The 18,842-nt window shown below is 69.2% G+C and carries 14 protein-coding genes; 10 read left to right on the forward strand and 4 right to left on the reverse strand.

What is annotated here, in order from left to right:
* Positions 1-35: 35 nt before the first annotated feature.
* The gene (locus tag M9M90_RS03540; RefSeq protein ID WP_254835785.1) at positions 36-365 is read right to left on the reverse strand and encodes a hypothetical protein; all 330 of its coding nucleotides are present in this window, start codon (positions 363-365) and stop codon (positions 36-38) included.
* Positions 366-397: 32 nt separating this feature from the next.
* Positions 398-1,003, reverse strand: coding sequence for a polyhydroxyalkanoate synthesis repressor PhaR (phaR, locus tag M9M90_RS03545; protein ID WP_254835786.1), 606 nt, complete (start codon positions 1,001-1,003; stop codon positions 398-400).
* A gap of 178 nt (positions 1,004-1,181) precedes the next feature.
* Between phaR and M9M90_RS03550 the strand changes: the two genes are divergently transcribed.
* From M9M90_RS03550 to M9M90_RS03590, 9 genes are all read left to right on the forward strand, one after another.
* The gene (locus M9M90_RS03550) at positions 1,182-2,357 is read left to right on the forward strand and encodes an acetyl-CoA C-acetyltransferase (RefSeq protein WP_254835787.1); all 1,176 of its coding nucleotides are present in this window, start codon (positions 1,182-1,184) and stop codon (positions 2,355-2,357) included.
* 48 nt (positions 2,358-2,405) lie between these two features.
* Positions 2,406-3,131, forward strand: a complete 726-nt coding sequence (locus tag M9M90_RS03555; RefSeq protein ID WP_254835788.1) for a beta-ketoacyl-ACP reductase — start codon at positions 2,406-2,408, stop codon at positions 3,129-3,131.
* 56 nt (positions 3,132-3,187) lie between these two features.
* Positions 3,188-3,958: a DUF4908 domain-containing protein gene (locus tag M9M90_RS03560; protein ID WP_256549227.1), complete on the forward strand. Its 771-nt coding sequence runs from the start codon at positions 3,188-3,190 to the stop codon at positions 3,956-3,958.
* Between the two features lie 79 nt (positions 3,959-4,037).
* Positions 4,038-5,432, forward strand: coding sequence for a sensor histidine kinase (locus M9M90_RS03565; RefSeq protein WP_254835790.1), 1,395 nt, complete (start codon positions 4,038-4,040; stop codon positions 5,430-5,432).
* 7 nt (positions 5,433-5,439) lie between these two features.
* Positions 5,440-6,756 (forward strand): CitMHS family transporter, encoded by a 1,317-nt coding sequence (locus tag M9M90_RS03570; RefSeq protein WP_254835791.1) that lies wholly within the window; start codon positions 5,440-5,442, stop codon positions 6,754-6,756.
* A 9-nt stretch (positions 6,757-6,765) separates the two neighbouring features.
* Positions 6,766-7,767: an alpha/beta fold hydrolase gene (locus M9M90_RS03575; protein WP_254835792.1), complete on the forward strand. Its 1,002-nt coding sequence runs from the start codon at positions 6,766-6,768 to the stop codon at positions 7,765-7,767.
* Between the two features lie 69 nt (positions 7,768-7,836).
* Complete coding sequence (locus M9M90_RS03580) at positions 7,837-8,304, forward strand: (2Fe-2S)-binding protein (RefSeq protein ID WP_254835793.1); 468 nt, start codon at positions 7,837-7,839, stop codon at positions 8,302-8,304.
* Positions 8,305-8,306: 2 nt separating this feature from the next.
* Positions 8,307-10,496, forward strand: coding sequence for a xanthine dehydrogenase family protein molybdopterin-binding subunit (locus tag M9M90_RS03585; protein WP_254835794.1), 2,190 nt, complete (start codon positions 8,307-8,309; stop codon positions 10,494-10,496).
* A 65-nt stretch (positions 10,497-10,561) separates the two neighbouring features.
* Positions 10,562-13,903, forward strand: coding sequence for a carboxyl transferase domain-containing protein (locus M9M90_RS03590; protein ID WP_254835795.1), 3,342 nt, complete (start codon positions 10,562-10,564; stop codon positions 13,901-13,903).
* 1 nt (position 13,904) lies between these two features.
* Here M9M90_RS03590 and M9M90_RS03595 read toward each other — a convergent pair whose 3' ends face one another.
* Positions 13,905-15,263, reverse strand: coding sequence for a VWA domain-containing protein (locus tag M9M90_RS03595; protein ID WP_254835796.1), 1,359 nt, complete (start codon positions 15,261-15,263; stop codon positions 13,905-13,907).
* A gap of 4 nt (positions 15,264-15,267) precedes the next feature.
* A complete protein-coding gene (locus M9M90_RS03600) occupies positions 15,268-16,230 on the reverse strand; it encodes a MoxR family ATPase (RefSeq protein WP_254835797.1) in 963 nt (320 codons plus the stop codon).
* A 259-nt stretch (positions 16,231-16,489) separates the two neighbouring features.
* On the opposite strand from M9M90_RS03600, the gene M9M90_RS03605 reads away from it, so the two are divergent.
* On the forward strand, positions 16,490-18,832 hold the full coding sequence (locus M9M90_RS03605) for a bifunctional diguanylate cyclase/phosphodiesterase (protein WP_254835798.1): 2,343 nt from the start codon (positions 16,490-16,492) through the stop codon (positions 18,830-18,832).
* The last annotated feature ends 10 nt before the right edge of the window (positions 18,833-18,842 follow it).

An 18,842-nucleotide genomic window follows, 5' to 3' on the forward strand; every position in this document is an offset into this window, starting at 1 on the left:
AAATCGCGCTCCGCGCTGGGGGAGGATCTAGGGTCTCAGATCTCGGTCTTGGTCACGCCGCCCTTGCGGGCGCGGCGGTCGGCGGGGCCGGACCACTCGGTCTTGGTGTAGACGCTGCGGGCCGCCCCCAGGGTCTCGGGGCCGCCGCGCAGGCCTCGCCTCTGGCCGTCCTGGCCGAGCAGGTGGGCGTTGAACGCCGCGGCGCCCTCGGCGGAGCCGCCGGGCGGCGGGGTCGGGGCCGGATCATAGATCGCCGGCACGCTGCGGTCCTCGACCTCCGGAGTGTCCTCGCGGTCGGCCGTATGCGGCCGCTGGGCGCGGCGCACCAGGTTGGATCGGCGGATGGGATCGATGGGCGAACTCATGACGGCCTGAAGTCTAGGGCCCACGGGTTAAGCTAGCGTTTGGCGAGCTTCTCGATCTGGGCCTGCATCTCTTCCATCTGTTTCTTCAACACGTTCAACGTCTCGTCGGACGCCGCGGGCGGGGCGTCCGGCTTGGTCGCGGGCGCGGCTTCGTCGCCGCGGGCGGCGTAGGAGAACGGCGAGAACATCTTCATCGCCCGGTCGAACATGGCCAGGTTCTGACGGATGGTTTCGTCATAGGCCCCCATGCCGGTGCCGATCGGCAGGGCCGAGAACTGGGTGCGCAGGCGCTCCTGCTGTTCGGCGAAGGTGGCCAGGGACAGCTCCAGATAGCTGGGCAGGAAGGCCTGCATGGAGTTGCCGTAGAAGCCGATCAGCTGGCGCAGGAACTGGATCGGCAGCAGGTTCTGCCCGTCGCGTCCCTCTTCCTCGAAGATGATCTGGGTCAGGACTGTCCGGGTGATCTCCTCGCCGGTCTTGGCGTCATAGACCACGAAGTCGACGCCCTGCTTCACCATCTCCGAGAGGTGGTCCAGCGTGACGTACGAGGATGAGGCGGTATTGTAGAGCCGCCGGTTCGCGTATTTCTTGATGACGACACGAGTGTCGTCGGCCTTCCCGTGTTGGGTGTCGACCATATCAAACCCTTTGCCGGGCTCCCTCCCCACGAGGCGCGCCGCACTCTTGCAATGCAGTATCGCGGATGCGAGGGCGTTGGGAAAGCGGACGCTCCAATCAGGCGAGCGATTTCACCCCCTTGCCCATCATCGGGCGTTTACCGATAGATAGAACGCTTATCCCAGAAGGAGCCTCGCCATGACCGATGTCGTTATCGTCTCGGCCGCCCGCACACCGGTCGGATCGTTCAATGGGGCGCTTTCCAGCCTGCCCGCCCATGAACTGGGCAAGGTGGCCATCCTCGCCGCGCTGGAGCGCGCGGGCGTCGCGGCGGCCGATGTGGACGAGGTCATCATGGGCCAGGTGCTGCAGGCGGGCACGGGACAGGGCCCCGCCCGCCAGGCCGCGGTCAATGCCGGCATCCCGGTGGAAAGCCCAGCCTGGAGCCTGAACCAGCTCTGCGGCTCGGGCCTGCGGGCCGTGGCGCTCGGCGCCCAGCAGATCGCCGACGGTTCGGTGGGGATCGTCATCGCCGGCGGCCAGGAGAGCATGAGCCAGGCTCCGCACGCCGCCCACCTGCGCAACGGGACCAAGATGGGCGACATGTCGTTCACCGACACCATGACCAAGGACGGCCTGATCGACGCCTTCCACGGCTATCACATGGGCCAGACCGCCGAGAACATCGCCGCCCGCTGGCAGATCACCCGCGCCGACCAGGACGAGTTCGCCGTGGCGAGCCAGAACAAGGCCGAGGCCGCCCAGAAGGCCGGCAAGTTCACCGGCGAAATCGCGCCCGTCACCATCAAGGGCCGCAAGGGCGACACCGTGGTCGATCAGGACGAATACATCCGCCACGGCGCGACGCTGGAGAGCGTCTCGGGCCTGCGCCCTGCCTTCAACAAGGAAGGCTCGGTCACCGCCGCCAACGCCTCGGGCCTCAATGACGGGGCCGCGGCCCTGGTGCTGATGAGTGCGGACGAGGCCAAGAAGCGCGGCCTGAAGCCGCTGGCCCGCATCGCCTCCTGGGCCTCGGCCGGGGTGGACCCGGAGATCATGGGCACCGGCCCCATCCCCGCCAGCCGCAAGGCGCTGGAGAAGGCGGGGTGGGCGGTCAGCGACCTGGACCTCATCGAGTCCAACGAGGCCTTCGCCGCCCAGTCGATCTGCGTGGTGCGCGACCTGGGCCTCGACCCCGCGAAAGTGAATGTGAACGGCGGCGCCATCGCCATCGGCCATCCCATCGGCGCCTCGGGCGCGCGGATCCTGACCACGCTCGTCCACGAGATGAGGCGTTCGGGAGCTAAGAAGGGCTTGGCCACGTTGTGTGTCGGCGGGGGCATGGGCGTGGCCATGTGCGTCGAAGCGGTTTGACTTGAGCGCCGGATCAACCGGCGTCGTTTTTGAAAGCGGGAGGCGACTATGGCCAGAGTGGCGTTCGTCACGGGCGGAACACGCGGTATCGGCAGGGCGATCTGCGAACGGCTCAAGGCCGATGGCATGAAGGTCGCCGCCGGTTATTCCGGCAATGAGGAGGCGGCGGCCGCCTGCGCCAAGGAACTCGGCGTCATGGTCGTGAAGGGCAATGTCGGGGTGTTCGAGGACTGCAAACGCGCGGTCGACGACGTCACCGCCGAGCTCGGACCCATCGACATCCTGGTCAACAACGCCGGAATCACCCGCGACGGGGTGTTCCACAAGATGTCGCCGGACCAGTGGTCGGACGTGGTCCGGGTCAACATGGACTCGGTCTTCAACATGACCCGCCAGGTGATCGAGGGGATGCGCGAGCGGTCCTGGGGCCGGATCATCAACATCTCGTCGATCAACGGCCAGAAGGGCCAGATGGGCCAGACCAACTACTCCGCCGCCAAGGCCGGGGTGATCGGCTTCACCAAGGCGCTCGCCCTGGAGAACGCCCGCAAGGGCGTCACCGTGAACTGCATCGCGCCCGGCTATATCGACACCGAAATGGTGCAGGCGGTGCCGGAAAACGTGCTGGCCAGCATCATCGCCCAGATCCCGGTGGGACGCCTGGGCAAGGGTGAGGAAATCGCCGACATGGTGGCTTTTCTGGCCGGCGAGCACGCCGGCTATGTGACGGGTTCGACCCTCTCGCTCAACGGCGGCCAGTACATGGCGGGCTAAAGCTTGGCGGTCCTAGTCCAAAAAGAGCCGCAGTCGCGGAGCATCTGCTTCCCGTGATGGCGAGCGAAAGACCGGCGCATGCGTACCTGCCCTTTTTCGTCGCGGCGCTCGCCGCGGCGGGAAGTCTCGCATGCGCCTCGCCCGCCCTGGCAGGCCCCGAGGTTCTGCGTGAGGGTCTCTTCGGTGATCGCCCGTCGCCTGGCCGCCGCTCGATTCCGCCTGTGGCGCGGTATGTCAGCCAGGACGGCGACGGCTTCGTCCTGGACCGCAGCCAGCCCCGCGCCTACCTGAAGTTCGACGACAGTCCCGAGGTCTGGGCCCTGCACCCCCAGCCGGCCCCGCGCGGCGACGTCATCTACAAGAACGACCTGGGTGAGCCGATGCTGCGGGCCACCCGCCTGGGCGGCCTCACCATCTTCACGCCGGAACGGCCCGGCGGTTCGCCAGCGGCCCTGTCGGGCGGCGGTCCGACCCTGCGGCTGCCGGCGATGGGCCCGCAAGCCCTGCTGGAGCGTCTTGCCCAGGCCAGCGCCAAGGCCACCCGCGCCGCGCGGCGCCTGATCCCCTTCGAGGCCGACGCCTCGCCGGCCTCCTCGGCGGTTGTGGCCGACGCCGCCATGGTGGCCGCCGAGGCCGTGGTTCGCATCTCGCGCCGCCCCGACGGCAAAGGCCTGCTGGCCAGGCTCAAGAAGGTGAAGCTGGTGGAAGGCCGCAAGCCGTCGGCCGTGCTGCACGGCAACGAGATGCGCATCACTGTCTCGGCCGCCGACGGCCTCGCCGGCCGTCCTTCGTCGGACAAGATCATGCTGGCGGCCGGCTCGCGGTAGCCGCGCCATCGCTGATCACATTTCGTGTTACGTCGGCGTTCGCAGCGCCTAAGATCGGGCAGGATTGGGCGACGGGAGCGTGTCAGCGTTGGGCAAGGCCGAGACGTCGCCCCCCATGGCCGATCCGCCGTTCCGGGCGCTCGCTGACACAATGTCGCTCGGCATGGCGTTCCAGATGCTGGTGGCGCCCGGTGGCGCCACGCGACGCTTCATCTTCGTGTCCGAGAGCTGTCAGGCCCTGAATGGGGTGAGCGCGGCCGAGGCCCTGGCCGATCCCAACGCGCTCTATCGGCTGATCACGCCGGAGTCGCGCGAACGCATGACCCTGGCGGAAACCCAGGCCTCGGCGCGGGGCGGCACCTTCGACGTCGAGTTGACCTTCAAGCTGCCGAACGGGGAGGTTCGCTGGAACCGTATCGCCGCGACCCGCCGCATCGTTCCGTGGCCGGACGGTTCGGTCCTCTGGGACGGTATCCAGATCGACATCACCGAGCGGAAGCGCGCGGAGTTGGAGCTGGAGCAGCAACGCAACCACCTGGCCCTGGCCGTGGAGGCGACCGGTCTGGGCTTCTGGCGGTGGGAGGCCGGCAGCGAGCAACTGCTCTGGTCGGACCGCAACCGGGCCCTCTTCGGCCTGCCGCCCGACGCGCCGAACGACGTTGCAGGCTATATGGAGGCCGTGCATCCCGACGACCGGGAACAGATCCGCCAGGCCTATCGCGGAGCGCGCGACCGGCCGGAAGGCGGGGATTTCTCGATGGAGTACCGAGCGGTGGCGCCGGACGGCCGGATCCGATGGATCCTGGCCCACGCCCGGGTCGCGCCGAGGCCGGATGGCTCGGCGCTGGTGGTCGGCACGTCTCTGGATGTCACCGAACGCCGCGCCGCCGAGGAACGCCAGGCCCTGTTGACGCGAGAGATGGCCCACCGCGCGAAGAACGGCCTGGCCATCGTCATGGCCATCGCCAGCCAGACGGCCCGCAACGCGACCTCCGTCGAGCAATACGCGGACCTGCTGAACGCCCGCCTATCGGCCATGGCCCAGTCCCAGGACCTGATCACCGAGAGCGGCGGCGGGCCGCTGCGCTTCGCAGACCTGCTGCGCAAGGTCCTGGCCCCTTTCGGCCTGGCGCGTTTCGACCTCGCCCCCGACCTGGACGCCGTGGTGATCAGCGCCGAGGTGGGGGCCGGCGCGGCCTTGCTGGTCCATGAGATGGCCACCAACGCGGTGAAGTATGGGGCCCTCAGCGTCGAGGCCGGCCGAGTGAGCGTGCGCCGGTCGGCTCTCGAGGGCGGCGTGGCCCGGATCGAATGGCGCGAGGCCGGCGGGCCGGCGCCGGGGGTTTCCAGCAAGCCCGGCTTCGGCACGCGGCTGATGCAGGCGGCCCTGCGCAACCAGGGCGGCAAGGTGGAGCCGCGCTACGCACCCGAGGGCTTCCAGGCCCTGCTGGAATTCCCCACCGTCGCCGGATGACCCGGCGATGCTGACCCTGCTCGCCTTCGCCATGGTGGCGAGCTTCATGATCCTGATCATGACCGGCCGGGTCTCGGCCCTGGTGGCCCTGATCGTCACCCCCGTGGCCTTCGGCCTGATGGCGGGGTTCGGGACGGCGTTGGGGCCGATGATGCTGGAGGGAGTCAGGAGCCTGGCGCCCACCGGGGTCATGCTGGCCTTCGCCATCCTCTATTTCGGCCTGATGACCGACGCAGGCCTGTTCGATCCGCTGGTTCGGCTGATCGTGCGGGTGGTGCACGGCGACCCGGTGCGGATCGTGGTCGGCTCGGCCGTTCTCGCCCTCCTGGTCTCCATGGATGGCGACGGCTCGACCACCTACCTGATCTGCTGCACGGCGATGTTCCCGCTCTACCGGCGAATGGGACTCAATCCATTGATCCTGGCCTGCCTGCTGATGCTGGCCTGCGGGGTGACCAATATCACGCCCTGGGGCGGCCCCACCGCGCGGGCGGCCAGCGCCCTGGGCCTGGAGCCGTCCGCCATCTTCGTCCCGATGATCCCGGCCATGCTGGCCGGGGCGGCCTTCGTCCTGCTGGTGGCCTGGATGCTGGGGCGCGGCGAGCGCCGGCGGCTGCGGCATCTCTCCGCCGACGGACGGATCCATGCCCCGGGTGACGCCGAGCTGGCGCAGGATCTGGTCCGCGCCAACGACCTGACCGAGCGGCCGAGGCTGATCTGGCTGAACGCCGCCCTGACGCTCGGCCTGCTCGCCGCCCTGGTGGCCGGCCTGCTGCCTCTGCCGGTGCTGTTCATGATCGCCAGTGCGCTGGCCCTGCTGCTGAACTATCCGTCGGTGGAGGCCCAGAAGGCGCGGATCGCCGCCCATGCGCCGAACATCCTGCCGGTGATCGTGCTGATCTTCGCTGCAGGGATCTTCACCGGTGTCCTGAACGGTACGGGCATGACGCAGGCGATGGCCGCCAGCGTGGTGGGCGCCATCCCGCCGGGCCTCGGTCCCTACATGGCGCCGATCACCGCCCTGATCTCGATGCCCTTCACTTTCTTCATCTCCAACGACGCCTTCTTCTTCGGCATCCTGCCGATCCTCAGCCAGGCGGCCGGCGCCTATGGGATCGCGCCCGAGGAGATGGCGCGGGCGGCGCTCACCAGCCAGGCCGTGCACCTGCTCTCGCCCCTGGTGCCCTCGACCTATCTGCTGGTGGGACTGGTGCGGGTCGAGCTCGCGCAGCATCAGAGGTTCACCCTGCCTTGGGCGGTGGCGCTGAGCCTGGTCCTGCTCGTCGCCGCGATCGCGACGGGCGTCACGCCCTTTTCACGCTAGTCTGACCCGATGGCCGCCCGCTCCCGCCTGATCCTGGTCCTTGTCGCCGGCCTCGCCAGCCTGGCGGTCACCGGCTGCAAGGCCGCCGCCCCGGCGCGGGACCCGGAGGCCCATCCCGGCCAGCTCGTGCGGTTGGCCGATGGCCGGCGGCTGAATCTGCGCTGTACGGGCAAGGGCGCCCCCACCGTCCTGCTGGAGAGCGGGTTCGCGGCGACCTCGCTCGCCTGGTGGAAGGTCCAGCCGAAGATCGCCCGGACCAATCGCGTCTGTTCCTACGATCGCGCGGGGTACGGCTTCAGCGACGAGGGCCCCGCGCCGCGCGACGGCGCGGCGACGGCGCGGGACCTCGACCACGCCTTAAGGCGCGCCAAGATCCGCGGTCCCTTCATCCTGGTCGGCCACTCCGCCGGCGGCCTCTATGTGCGCCTGCTCGCCGATCGCCGACCGCGCGACGTGGTGGGCATGGTGCTGGTCGACACCTCCGTCGAGTTCCAGGAGCAGAGGTTCGCAGGGGCCTTCGGGCCCGGCGCGGGCAGTCTGGCCGCCATCCGCCAGCGCGCCGCCCGTTGCCTGGAGGCCGCCGAGCGCAAAGCCCTGCCGTCAGATGATCCCGCCTTGGCTCGCTGCACGCCCAAGCCCCGGAGCGGACAAGCCGCTGACGCACGCATGGCCGAGGCGGTGAACCCGGCCAACTGGCGCACCCAGGTATCGGAGCTCGACAGCCTGTGGACCACGACCTCGCGGGCGGTGGAGGCCGGTCGCGCGTCGTTCGGCGACATGCCCCTGATCGTACTGACGGCGGGCGACGCCTATGACGAGCTGCCCGAGCCGGGGCGCGGGATGGTCCGGGCCTTCTGGACGGGCCTGCACCAGGAGGTCGCCGCGCGCTCGTCCCGCGGCGTGCAGCGGCCGGTGGCGAAGTCCTCGCACATGATGATGTTTGACCAGCCCGACGCCATCGTGGCGGCCGTCGCCGAGGTCTCGGCCATGGCGAAGGCCCCGGAGCGATAGAATTCCTCCGCTTGCGGCGGGACCAGCCGACCCTCTAGGATTCGCCCAACAGATAGGGGAGGGCGCTTGATGGCCTTCAAGCTCAACGTCAACGGCAAGTCGCTGTCGGCCGATGTGGACGGCGACACGCCGCTGCTCTGGGTGCTGCGCGACAGCCTGGGCATCCTGGGGCCCAAGTACGGCTGTGGGATCGGCCAGTGCGGCGCCTGCACCGTGCATGTGGACGGGGCGCCGGTGCGCTCCTGTTCCGTGCCGGTCGAGAGCGTCGGCGCCGGCAAGGTGGTGACCATCGAGGGCATCGGCGCCGACCCGGTGGGCAAGAAGGTGCAGGCCGCCTGGAGCGAGCTGGACGTCGCCCAATGCGGCTACTGCCAGCCCGGCCAGATCATGTCGGCCACCGCCCTGCTGAAGGGCAACGCCAAGCCCAATGACGAGGACATCGACGCCGCCATGAGCGGCAACATCTGTCGCTGCGCCACCTATGTCCGCATCCGGGCCGCTATCAAACAGGCCTCCGGCCAGAAGGCGCAGGCGTAGTCATGGCCGACGGAACCTTCCTCCCCTCCGCCTCTCGGCGCGAAGTCCTCAGGACCAGCGTCGCGGCCGGCGGCGGGCTGCTGCTCGGCTTTTCCATGGCCGGCAAGGGCGCCGCCCAGACTGCCACCGCCAAGCTCAACACCTACGTCTCCATCGCCCCTGACGGCGCCGTGTCGATCATGGCCAAGAACCCCGAGATCGGGCAGGGCATCAAGACCTCGCTGCCGATGATCATCGCCGAGGAACTGGACGTCGACTGGAGCCAGGTGAAGAGCGTCCAGGCGCCCTCCGACCCGGCGCTCTATGGCCGTCAGTTCGCCGGCGGCAGCGCGGCCACCCCGCTGCACTGGGATGAGCTGCGCCGGGTCGGCGCCGCGGGCCGGGCCATGCTCGTGGCCGCCGCGGCCCAGGGCTGGGGCGTGCCCGCCGCCGACTGCACGACCGCTTCGGGCGTGGTGCATCACAAGGCCTCGGGGCGCAAGGCGACTTACGGATCGCTGGCCGCCAAGGCCGCGACCCTGCCGGCGCCGGACCTGAAGACCCTGATCCTCAAGGACCCCAAGGACTACAAGATCATCGGGCGCTCGATCGCCCAGGTCGACACCCCGGCCATCGTCACCGGCAAGCCGCTGTTCGGCATCGACGTGGTCGTGCCCGGCATGCTGTTCGCCACCTTCGAGAAGGCGCCGGTGTTCGGCGCCAAGGTGGCCAGCGCCAACCTTGAGGCCGCCAAGGCGGTCAAGGGCGTGCGCCACGCCTTCGTGGTCGAGGGCGGGACGGCGCTCGACGGCCTGCTGCCGGGCGTGGCGGTGGTGGCCGATAGCTGGTGGGCCGCCCGCAAGGGCCGCGACAAGCTCGACATCAAGTGGGCCGAGCATCCGACCTCGGGCCAGTCCTCGGCGGGGTTCGCGGCCAAGGCCGTGGAGCTGTCCAAGGGCGCGCCGCTGCGCACCGAGCGCAATGACGGCGACGTCGACGGCGCCCTGAAGGGCGCGGTCAAGACGGTGGAGGCGGCCTACGCCTATCCCTTCATCTCCCACGCCAACCTGGAGCCCCAGAACTGCACGGCCGTGGTGAAGGACGGCAAGGTGGAGATCTGGGCGCCGACCCAGAATCCTCAGCCGGGCCGCGAGCTGGTGGCCAAGACGCTCGGCGTAACCAACGACGACGTCCACATCCACATGATCCGTTGTGGCGGGGGCTTCGGCCGGCGGCTGATGAACGACTACATGGTCGAGGCGGCCTGGATCGCCAAGCAGGTCGGCGCGCCGGTGAAGCTGATCTGGACGCGCGAAGACGACATGCGCCACGACTTCTACCGCCCGGCCGGCTGGCACTTCCTGCAGGGCGGCGTCGACGCCAAGGGCGATATCGTCGGCTGGAAGAACCACTTCGTGTCGCTGGGCGAGAACGGCCAGTTCGCCCGATCGGCCGGCATGGCGGCGCACGAGTTCCCCGCCCGCTTCGTCCCCAACTACCGCTACGACCTGTCGCTGATGCCCTGCGGCGTGCCGACCGGGCCGCTTAGGGCGCCGGGCTCCAACGCCATCGCCTTCGTGGTTCAGAGCTTCATCGACGAGCTGGCTCATGCGGCCGGCGCGGACCCCGTGGCCTTCCGCCTCAAGCTGCTGGGCGACAAAGGCCTGGTCGGGACCCTGGGCCGCGACGCCTATGACGCCGGCCGCATGGCCGGGGTGCTGAAGCTGGTCGCCGAGAAGTCCGGCTGGGGCCGCAAGCTGCCGAAGGGCTCGGGCCTGGGCGTCGGCTTCCACTTCAGCCACCTGGGCTACTTCGCCGAGGTCGTGGAGGTGAAGGTGGCCGACGACGGCGCCGTCGAGCTGGTCAAGGTCTGGGTGGGCTGCGACGTGGGCCGCCAGATCATCAATCCCTTCGGGGCGCTGAATCAGATCGAGGGCTCGGTCCTGGACGGGCTCTCCGGGGCCCTGACCCAGCAGATCACGATCGAGAACGGCGCGGCCGTGCAGGCCAATTTCAACGACTATCCGCTGATGCGGATCGACGCCGCGCCGCCGATCGAGACACACTTCATCAAGTCGGACAACTCGCCGACCGGCCTGGGCGAGCCGGCCCTGCCGCCGGTGATTCCGGCCCTGTGCAACGCGATCTTCGCGGCGACGGGGAAGCGCATCCGCCAGCTGCCCATCGACACGGGGCTGCTTAAGAGCGTCTAGACGGCCATAGACGGAGACGCCTGGCGGCGGGCAGTATCAAACAAACGTTCGCCAGGGATGACTCCGTGAAGAAGCTTCTGATCGCCAATCGTGGCGAGATCGCCGTCCGGATCGCCCGCACCGCCGCCGAGATGGGGATCGCCACGGCGGCGGTCTATTCGCAGGATGACGCGGCCTCCCTGCACACCCGCAAGACCGACGAGGCCCTGGCGCTCAACGGCTCAGGCCCAGCTGCCTATCTCGACGGCGCCCAGATCCTGGCGGCGGCCCAGGCGGCGGGATGCGACGCCATCCATCCCGGCTACGGCTTCCTGTCGGAGAACGCCGCCTTCGCGCGCGCCTGCGCCGAAGCCGGCGTGATCTTCGTCGGGCCGAGCCCCGAGACCCTGGAGCTGTTCGGCGACAAGGGGGCGGCCCGGGCGCTGGCGACGCGCTGCGACGTGCCGATCCTGCCCGGGACATCGGGCGGCACGACGCTCGTCGAGGCCCAGGACTTCCTGGCCGGACTGGGCGAGGGCGGGGCGGTGATGGTCAAGGCGGTGTCCGGCGGCGGCGGGCGGGGCATGCGTCCGGCCCGGTCGGCGGCGGAACTGGGCGAAGCTTTTGAGCGCTGCGCCTCGGAGGCCCAGGCTGCGTTCGGCGACGGCTCGCTCTATGTCGAGGCCTTCATGGCCCGCGCCCGCCACATCGAGGTGCAGATCGTCGGCGACGGCCAGGTGGTCTCCCACCTCTGGGACCGCGAATGCAGCCTGCAGCGTCAGCGCCAGAAGGTCGTCGAGATCGCCCCGGCCGACACCCTGCCGATGGAGACCCGCGAGCGGCTGTTCGAGGCCGCCGTGGTCCTGGGCCGCGCCGCCCACTACCGAAACCTCGGCACCGTGGAGTTCCTGGTGGAGGGCGATCGCATCGTCTTCATCGAGGCCAATCCACGCCTGCAGGTCGAACACACGGTCACCGAGGAGGTCACGGGCCTCGATCTTGTCCGTATACAGATCGAAGTTGCGCGGGGCATCTCGCTGGCCGACCTGGGCCTGACCCAGGCGCAGGTGCCGAGCCCGCGCGGCGTGGCGGTCCAGGCGCGGGTCAATCTCGAGACCATGTCCGCCGACGGCTCGGCAAAGCCGTCCGGCGGGACGCTCTCGGCCTTCGAGCCGCCCTCGGGGCCGGGGGTCCGGGTCGACGGCTTCGGCTATGCGGGCTACCGCACCAGCGCCCGGTTCGACAGCCTGCTGGCCAAGCTGATCGTCCATGCAAGATCCGGCGGCCTGCCGGTCGCCGTGGCCAAGGCGCGCCGGGCCCTGTCGGAATTCAAGATCGTCGGGGCGGCGACCAATATCGGCTTCCTGCAAGGCCTGCTGGCTCACCCCGCCGTCGCCGCCGGGGAGGTCCATACCCGCTTCATCGAGGAAGCCATGGGCGGGCTCGCGGCGGCGGGCGAGGCGCCCAAACTCTATTTCGAGGGGGCCGCGGGGGCGGGCCAAACCAAGCGCGCCGGGGCGGCGGTGGACGCCAGCGATCCCCTGGCGGTCCTGCACCACGGCAAGGCCGAGGCCGTCACCGAGGATGACGAAGAGGAACCGGAAGGTCCCGCGGGCACCCAGGCCCTGCGCGCGCCGCTCCAGGGCACGGTGATCGGCCTGTCGGTGGCGGTGGGCGACACGGTGCTGGCCGGTCAGCCGCTGTTCGTCATGGAAGCCATGAAGATGGAGCACGTCATCGCCGCCGAGGTCTCCGGCGTGGTGCGCGAAATCAACGTCGCCGAGGGCGACACGGTCTTCGAGGACCATCCCCTGGCCTTCCTGGAGCCCGTGGAGATCGAGGGCGGCGGCCGGGTGGAGGAGGAAGAGATCGACCTCGACTTCATCCGCCCCGACCTCGCCGAGGTGCTGGACCGCCACGCCCGGACCCTGGACTCCGCCCGGCCCGAGGCCACGGCCCGGCGGCGCAAGACCAATCAGCGGACCACCCGGGAGAACGTCGAGGACCTGCTCGATCCCGGCAGCTTCACCGAATACGGTTCCCTGGTGGTGGCCGCACGCCGCCGCCGAAACACCCTGGACGAGCTGATCGCCCAGACCCCCGCCGACGGCATGATCATGGGCCTGGGCTCGGTGAACGGCGCGATGTTCGCCGAGGACAAGGCCCGGGTCGCGGTCATGGCCTATGACTACACGGTGCTGGCCGGCACCCAGGGCGGGCACAATCACGAGAAACTCGACCGGATGAGCGAGATCGCCCTGCGCTGGCGAGTGCCGACCGTGTTCTTCACGGAGGGCGGCGGCGGGCGGCCGGGCGACACCGAGGGCGGCGGCTTCGTCCGCGGCTTCGAGTTCTGGGGCCGGCTCTCCGGCGCCGTGCCTCTGGTGGGGATCAATTCCGGCCGCTGCTTCGCGGGCAACGCCGCCATTCTCGGGTGCTGCGACGTGATCATCGCCACCAAGGACTCGGCCCTGGGCATGGGCGGCCCGGCCATGGTGGAGGGGGGCGGCCTGGGCGTCTTCCGGCCCGAGGAGATCGGCCCGATCAAGGTCATGCAGGCCAACGGCACCATCGACGTCCTGGCGGAGGACGAGGCCGACGCCGTGCGCCTGGCCAAGCAGTACATCTCCTATTTCCAGGGGCCGCTCGCCGAGTGGTCCTGCGCCGACCAGCGCCTGTTGCGCCGCTCGATCCCCGAGAACCGCCTGCGCGTCTACGACATCCGCAAGGTCATCGAACTGATCGCCGACACCGGCTCGGTGCTGGAGCTGCGGCCCAGGTTCGGCCTGGCCATGGTCACCGCCTTCATCCGCATCGAGGGGCGCCCGGTCGGCGTCTTCGCCAACAATCCGAACCATATCGGCGGGGCCATCGATTCCGACGCCTCGGACAAGGCCGCCCGCTTCCTGCAGCTCTGCGAGGCCTTCGACATCCCGGTCCTGTCGCTGTCGGATACGCCGGGCAACATGGTGGGGCCGGAAGCCGAGAAGACCGGCCTGATCCGCCACTGCTCGCGGCTGTTCGTGATCGGGGCCAACCTGACCGTGCCCCTGTTCTCGGTGATCCTGCGCAAGAGCTACGGCCTGGGCGCCATCGCCATGACCGGCGGAAGCTACCAGGCGGCGATGTTCTGCGTGGCCTGGCCGACCGGCGAGTTCGGCGGCATGGGCCTGGAGGGCTCGGTCAAGCTCGGCTACCGCAACGAACTGGCAGCCATCGCCGATCCGGCGGCCAGGAAGGCGAAGTTCGACGAGATGGTCGCCGCCGCCTACGCCCGGGGCAAGGCCATGTCCCAGGCCACCAGTCCGTCCCTCGACGACGTCATCGACCCCGCCGACACCCGCCGCTGGATCGTCTCGGGCCTCAAGGCCCTGCCGCCCGTCCCGGCGCGCACCGAGAAGAAGCTGCGCTGGATCGACAGCTGGTAGGTCAGTGCGGGACGTAGGTCCGCAGCACGTCCTCGATGATCCGCTCCAGTTGACCCAGCGTGTTGCAGGTCTTGGCCACGTGGCAGAAGCGCTCGTAGCGGTGCATGACGCTGTCGCCCTGGCTCCAGTAGCTCTCCGGCTCGGGATTGAGCCAGATCACTGAGCGGGCGCGTTTGTGGATCGTGGCCATCAGGTCCATGCGCGGGTCGGCGTAGTTGGACCGGCCGTCGCCCAGGAAGATCACCGTGGTGTGGCGGTCCACATGGTCCAGGTGGTTCTCGCAGAAGTCCTCCAGCGACTTGCCGTAGTCGGTCTGCTGGAAGCCGATCTTGCGCAGGACCTGGAAGATCGCCTGGTCCACATGCTCGTCGTCGAGGATGTCGTTGACGCTGATCAGCCGCCCCGAGAAGGCGTAGGCCTCCATACGATCGACCACCTCATTCAGCGAATATAGGAAGCTCAGCAGGAACTGGGCCGCCGCCGCCACCGACTTGGACACGTCGCAGATGCAGACGATCGACGGCTTGTCGATCTTCTCGGTCTTCCAGAGGATCTCGAAGGGCATGCCGCCATAGGGCATGGATTTCCGCAGGGTCTTGCGGATGTCCATGTGGCCCTTGCGCGCCCGGTTGCGGCGGCGCGAATAGCGGTCGGCCAGGCGCTTGGCCATCTTCTTGACCAGGGCCTGCATCATCGCCTGGTCGACCGGATCGATGCCGCCCTCGGCGTTCAGCGCCTTCCGCGCCAGCAGCTCCTCGCGCAGCATCTTGCCGGAACCCGAGGCGTAGAGGTCGTGCTGGCGCTCCACATAGCGTGTCGCCTCGGCGGCCAGCCGGCGCTTGCCGGCTTCCAGCCGGTCGGCGGCGTCGCCGCCGCCTTCCAGGCGCCGGGCCGCGGAGATGATCGCCTCGATCTCGGCCAGGCCCATCTCTTCCAGCAGCCGCCGGCTCATCCGCGAGCGCTGGGTGGTCAGCCGGATCTGCGAGACCTGGGCGCGCTCGGCGGCCTCCTCCATGGCCTGGGCCAGGCCCGTGGCGTCGCCCTGCATGATCATGCGGGTCAGCTCGGACTCCGCGGCTTCCGGCGGCAGGCCTTCCATCGGGTCGCCGTCGCCATGATTGGGCGGCGGCTCGGCCGGCGTCAGGGCGTCGCGGGCGAAGAAGGTGTCGAACACGTCGTCGAACCGGACCACCTCGTCGGCGGTCTTGGCGAGCGTGGCGCAGAGCGCGTCCTTGAACAGCTCGCGGTCGGAAAAGCCCACCGTCGCCACCGTGCGGTGGGCGTCGATGGCCTCGGCCGGCGAGACCTTCACGTCCGCCGAGCGCAGGGCCCGGAAGAAGTCCTCCATGGCGTCCTGCATGGCCCTAGCCCACCGGGCGGCGGATCAGCTCGACGATCTGCGGCTCCACCGCGGCGATGTCCTGCTCGAACTTGAGCAGCACGTTGAGGGTGTCGCGCACCACCTCGCCGTCGAGGCTCGACGCGTTGAGCAGGATCAGCGCCCGGGCCCAGTCCACGGTCTCGGAGATCGAGGGCGACTTGCGCAGGTCGAGCGTCCGCAGGGACTGGACGAAGTCCACCAGCTGGGCGGCCAGGGTGGCCTCGATATCGGGCACCCGGCTCGCGACGATCTTCCGCTCCAGGGCCGCGTCGGGCAGGGGGATGTGCAGGTGCAGGCAGCGGCGCTTCAGGGCGTCGCCCAGGTCGCGGACATTGTTGGAGGTGAGGAACACGAGCGGCGGGGTCTTGGCGACCATCACCCCCAATTCCGGGATGGAGACCTGATAGGCCGACAACACCTCCAGCAGGAAGGCCTCGAAGGCCTCGTCCGACTTGTCGATCTCGTCGATCAGCAGGACGCAACCGTTGTCCTCACGCAGCGCCTTCATCAGCGGCCGCGGCTCCAGGAAGGGCTCGGAGAAGAACAGGTCGCCCATGCCGTGCAGCCGCTCCATGGCCGCGTCCATGTCCTTGGCGTCGGAGAGCTGCTCGCCCATCCGGTCCTTGAGGATCTGGGTGTAGAGCAGCTGCTTGCCGTACTTCCACTCGTACAGGGCCTTGGATTCGTCGAGGCCCTCGTAGCACTGCATGCGGATCAGCGGCAGGCCGAGCAGGGTGGCCGTCGAGAGCGCCAGCTCGGTCTTGCCGACCCCGGCCGAACCCTCGACGAGGATGGGCTTCTGCAGGTGCACGGACATGTAGAGCGCCGTGGCGATGCGCTTGGAGGCGATGTAGCCGACATCGGCCAGCCCCTGGATCAGGGCGTCCACCGAGGCCAGGTGGTTGGTGGACGCGGCGGGAACCGCCACGGTCGGGGAAATGGTCAAAACCTGAAACTCTCAAATTATGGCGCGTAACCACGCCGGGATGTCTTTCAATGCGGCGAGTGTGCCAAGCGCGCGGGGTGCGGCGCAACCCCAATCCCCTGAAGGCGTGCGCAGCTATGCTTTACCGGGGCTTCACACCCTCCGGCTAGGCTGGCCGCCATGCGCTTCCCTGCGGCCTTTACAGCCCCACCGATGGCCGCCGGGCTGGTGAGCCCGTCCGCATCGCGCCGGGCCGACTGACATGGCCTGGATGGGGCACGTGACCCGACGCCTGGCCGGCTTCAGGCGGCTGCGCACCAAGCTGACGGTGCTCTATGCCGGTCTGTTCGGCGTGGCCCTGGTGTTGGTGTCGGGCGCAAGCTATTCGGCGATCTCGGGGGCGGCGCAACGCCAGGTCCGCGACGAGCTCACCGCCTCGGGCGCCGTGTTCGACCGGGTCTGGTCCCTGCGCTCGGAACAGCTTCGGCAGGGCGCAGCCTTGCTGTCGCGCGACTTCGGCTTCCGCGAGGCGGTGGCTACCGGCGACGGCGCCACCATCGTCTCGGCCATGGAGAACCTGCGCCAGCGGTTGCAGATCGACCTGGCCTTCATTGTCGGCGTCGATGGGACGATCACCGCCGCCGATCCTCGACGCCTGAAGCCCAACGCCGACGCCCTGGTCGAGGCCATGTACGAACAGGAGAGCCCGAGCGGAATCTTCGTGCTCGACGGAACGCCCTACCAGATGATCGCCGCCCCGATCCTGTCGCCCGACCTGATCGGCTGGGTGGTGTTTGCCGCCCGCCTGGACCGGCGCGAAATGTCGGCTTTGGAGAAGCTGTCGGCCATCCCGCTGGACGCCGGCGTCATGCACAGGGCCGGCAAGGGCTGGAACTCCGAGCTCACGGCCAGCCCCGCTGAACAGGCGCGGCTCGGCGAATTCATCGACGGGGCGCTGACGGCGAAATCCAAGGCGCCGCGCACCCTGGCCACGCCGCAAGGCGCCTCGCTGGCCCTGGTCAAACCGCTGCCGACCCTGACCGACAAGGGGGACGCGGTGCTGGTGCTCAGCTATCCCCTGGCCCGGGCGCTGGCGCCCTACAAGCCCCTGCTGGCCACCATCGGCGGGGTCGGCCTGCTGGGCCTGATCCTGGTGGTGGCCGGAAGCTGGGGTCTCGCCCGCAGCGTCACGCGGCCGATCTCGGCGCTGGCCACGGCCGCCAACCGGTTGCGCGAGGGCCACGACAGCCACGTCGTTATCGAGAGCCGGGACGAGATCGGCCACCTGGCCGAGAGCTTCAACGTCATGGCCACGGAGATCCGCGAGCGTGAGCGGCGGATCACCCAACTGGCCCTGCACGATCCCGAGACCCATCTGCCCAACCGCCTGTCGCTGGAACAGGCCGTCGAGGCCCTGGCCGTCGCCGACGGCGGAAGCCTCTATGTGGCTCTGCTGGGGGTCGACCGATTCGCCCATGTGCGTGGCGCGATCGGTTACGCCCTGGCGGCCCAGGTGATCCGCGAAGTCGGCGAGAGGCTGGCCGGCCTGCAGCGCCGCGCCCTTGTCGCCCGGATCTCCACCGACGTGCTTGGCATGGCTTTCGAGGCCGCCGATGACGACGCGGCCCAGGTCATGGTGGCCCGGCTGCTGCGCGAACTTGAGCAGCCTCTGCAGATCGGCGGCGACGCTATCGACGTGGCCCTGAGCGTCGGCCTTTCGGCCTTCGCCTCGGGCGAGCCGGGGGGGGCGGCCATCGAGCGGGCCAATATCGGCCTCGACCAGGCGCGGTCAGCCCGCAGGAAGGTCGCCTTCTTCGATGCCGAGGCCTATGGCGACCCTTCCTCGAACCTGGCCTTGATGAGCGGCATGCTCTGGGCCCTGCGTTCGGGCCATATCGAGCTCTACCACCAGCCGAAATACGACCTTCGCGCCCGCGGTGTGAACGGGGTCGAGGGCCTGGTCCGCTGGCGCCACCCGACCCGGGGCCTGCTGCGGCCCGACCTGTTCATTCCCATGGCCGAGGAGACCGGCCATATCCGCACCCTCACCGACTGGGTGCTGAAACAGGCCATCGCCGACCAGACCCGGATGAGCCGCGCCGGCCACGACATCGAGATGTCGGTCAATATCTCCGGCCGCCTGCTGGGCGACGCGGACTTCGCCGATTTCGTCGACCGCGCGGTGGGCGAGGCCTCGGGCAAGCTGTGCTTCGAGATCACCGAGACGGCGGTCATCGAGAACCCTGACATGGCCCTCGAAATCCTCGACCGGTTCCGTGCGGCGGGGATCAGCATCTCCATCGACGACTTCGGATCGGGCCTGTCCTCCCTGGCCTACCTGAAGCAGATCAAGGGCCATGAGCTGAAGATCGACCGCTCGTTGATCACCGACCTGACCGAGAGCCAGCGCGACGCGCTGATCGTCCGCTCGACAATCGACCTGGCCCACAGCCTGGGTCTGAAAGTGACCGCTGAGGGGGTCGAGACCGCCAACGCCTTCCAGCTTCTGGCGGCCATGGGGTGCGACAACGTCCAGGGCTATCTGATCGCCAAGCCCATGCCGTTCCACGAACTGCTGAGCTTCCTCAACGAGGATCGGGACTCGGAACGCAGCTACGGCTGACCGCGATTGT

The organism is Phenylobacterium sp. LH3H17 (genome assembly GCF_024298925.1).
GTDB lineage: Bacteria > Pseudomonadota > Alphaproteobacteria > Caulobacterales > Caulobacteraceae > Phenylobacterium.

Excerpts from the sequence above, each read along its gene's own strand:
- M9M90_RS03540 (WP_254835785.1), bottom strand. The coding sequence starts at position 365 with ATGAGTTCGCCCATCGATCCCATCCGCCGATCCAACCTGGTGCGCCGC.
- phaR (WP_254835786.1), bottom strand. The coding sequence starts at position 1,003 with ATGGTCGACACCCAACACGGGAAGGCCGACGACACTCGTGTCGTCATC.
- M9M90_RS03550 (WP_254835787.1), top strand. The coding sequence starts at position 1,182 with ATGACCGATGTCGTTATCGTCTCGGCCGCCCGCACACCGGTCGGATCG.
- M9M90_RS03555 (WP_254835788.1), top strand. The coding sequence starts at position 2,406 with ATGGCCAGAGTGGCGTTCGTCACGGGCGGAACACGCGGTATCGGCAGG.
- M9M90_RS03560 (WP_256549227.1), top strand. The coding sequence starts at position 3,188 with ATGGCGAGCGAAAGACCGGCGCATGCGTACCTGCCCTTTTTCGTCGCG.
- M9M90_RS03570 (WP_254835791.1), top strand. The coding sequence starts at position 5,440 with ATGCTGACCCTGCTCGCCTTCGCCATGGTGGCGAGCTTCATGATCCTG.
- M9M90_RS03575 (WP_254835792.1), top strand. The coding sequence starts at position 6,766 with ATGGCCGCCCGCTCCCGCCTGATCCTGGTCCTTGTCGCCGGCCTCGCC.
- M9M90_RS03580 (WP_254835793.1), top strand. The coding sequence starts at position 7,837 with ATGGCCTTCAAGCTCAACGTCAACGGCAAGTCGCTGTCGGCCGATGTG.
- M9M90_RS03585 (WP_254835794.1), top strand. The coding sequence starts at position 8,307 with ATGGCCGACGGAACCTTCCTCCCCTCCGCCTCTCGGCGCGAAGTCCTC.
- M9M90_RS03595 (WP_254835796.1), bottom strand. The coding sequence starts at position 15,263 with ATGCAGGACGCCATGGAGGACTTCTTCCGGGCCCTGCGCTCGGCGGAC.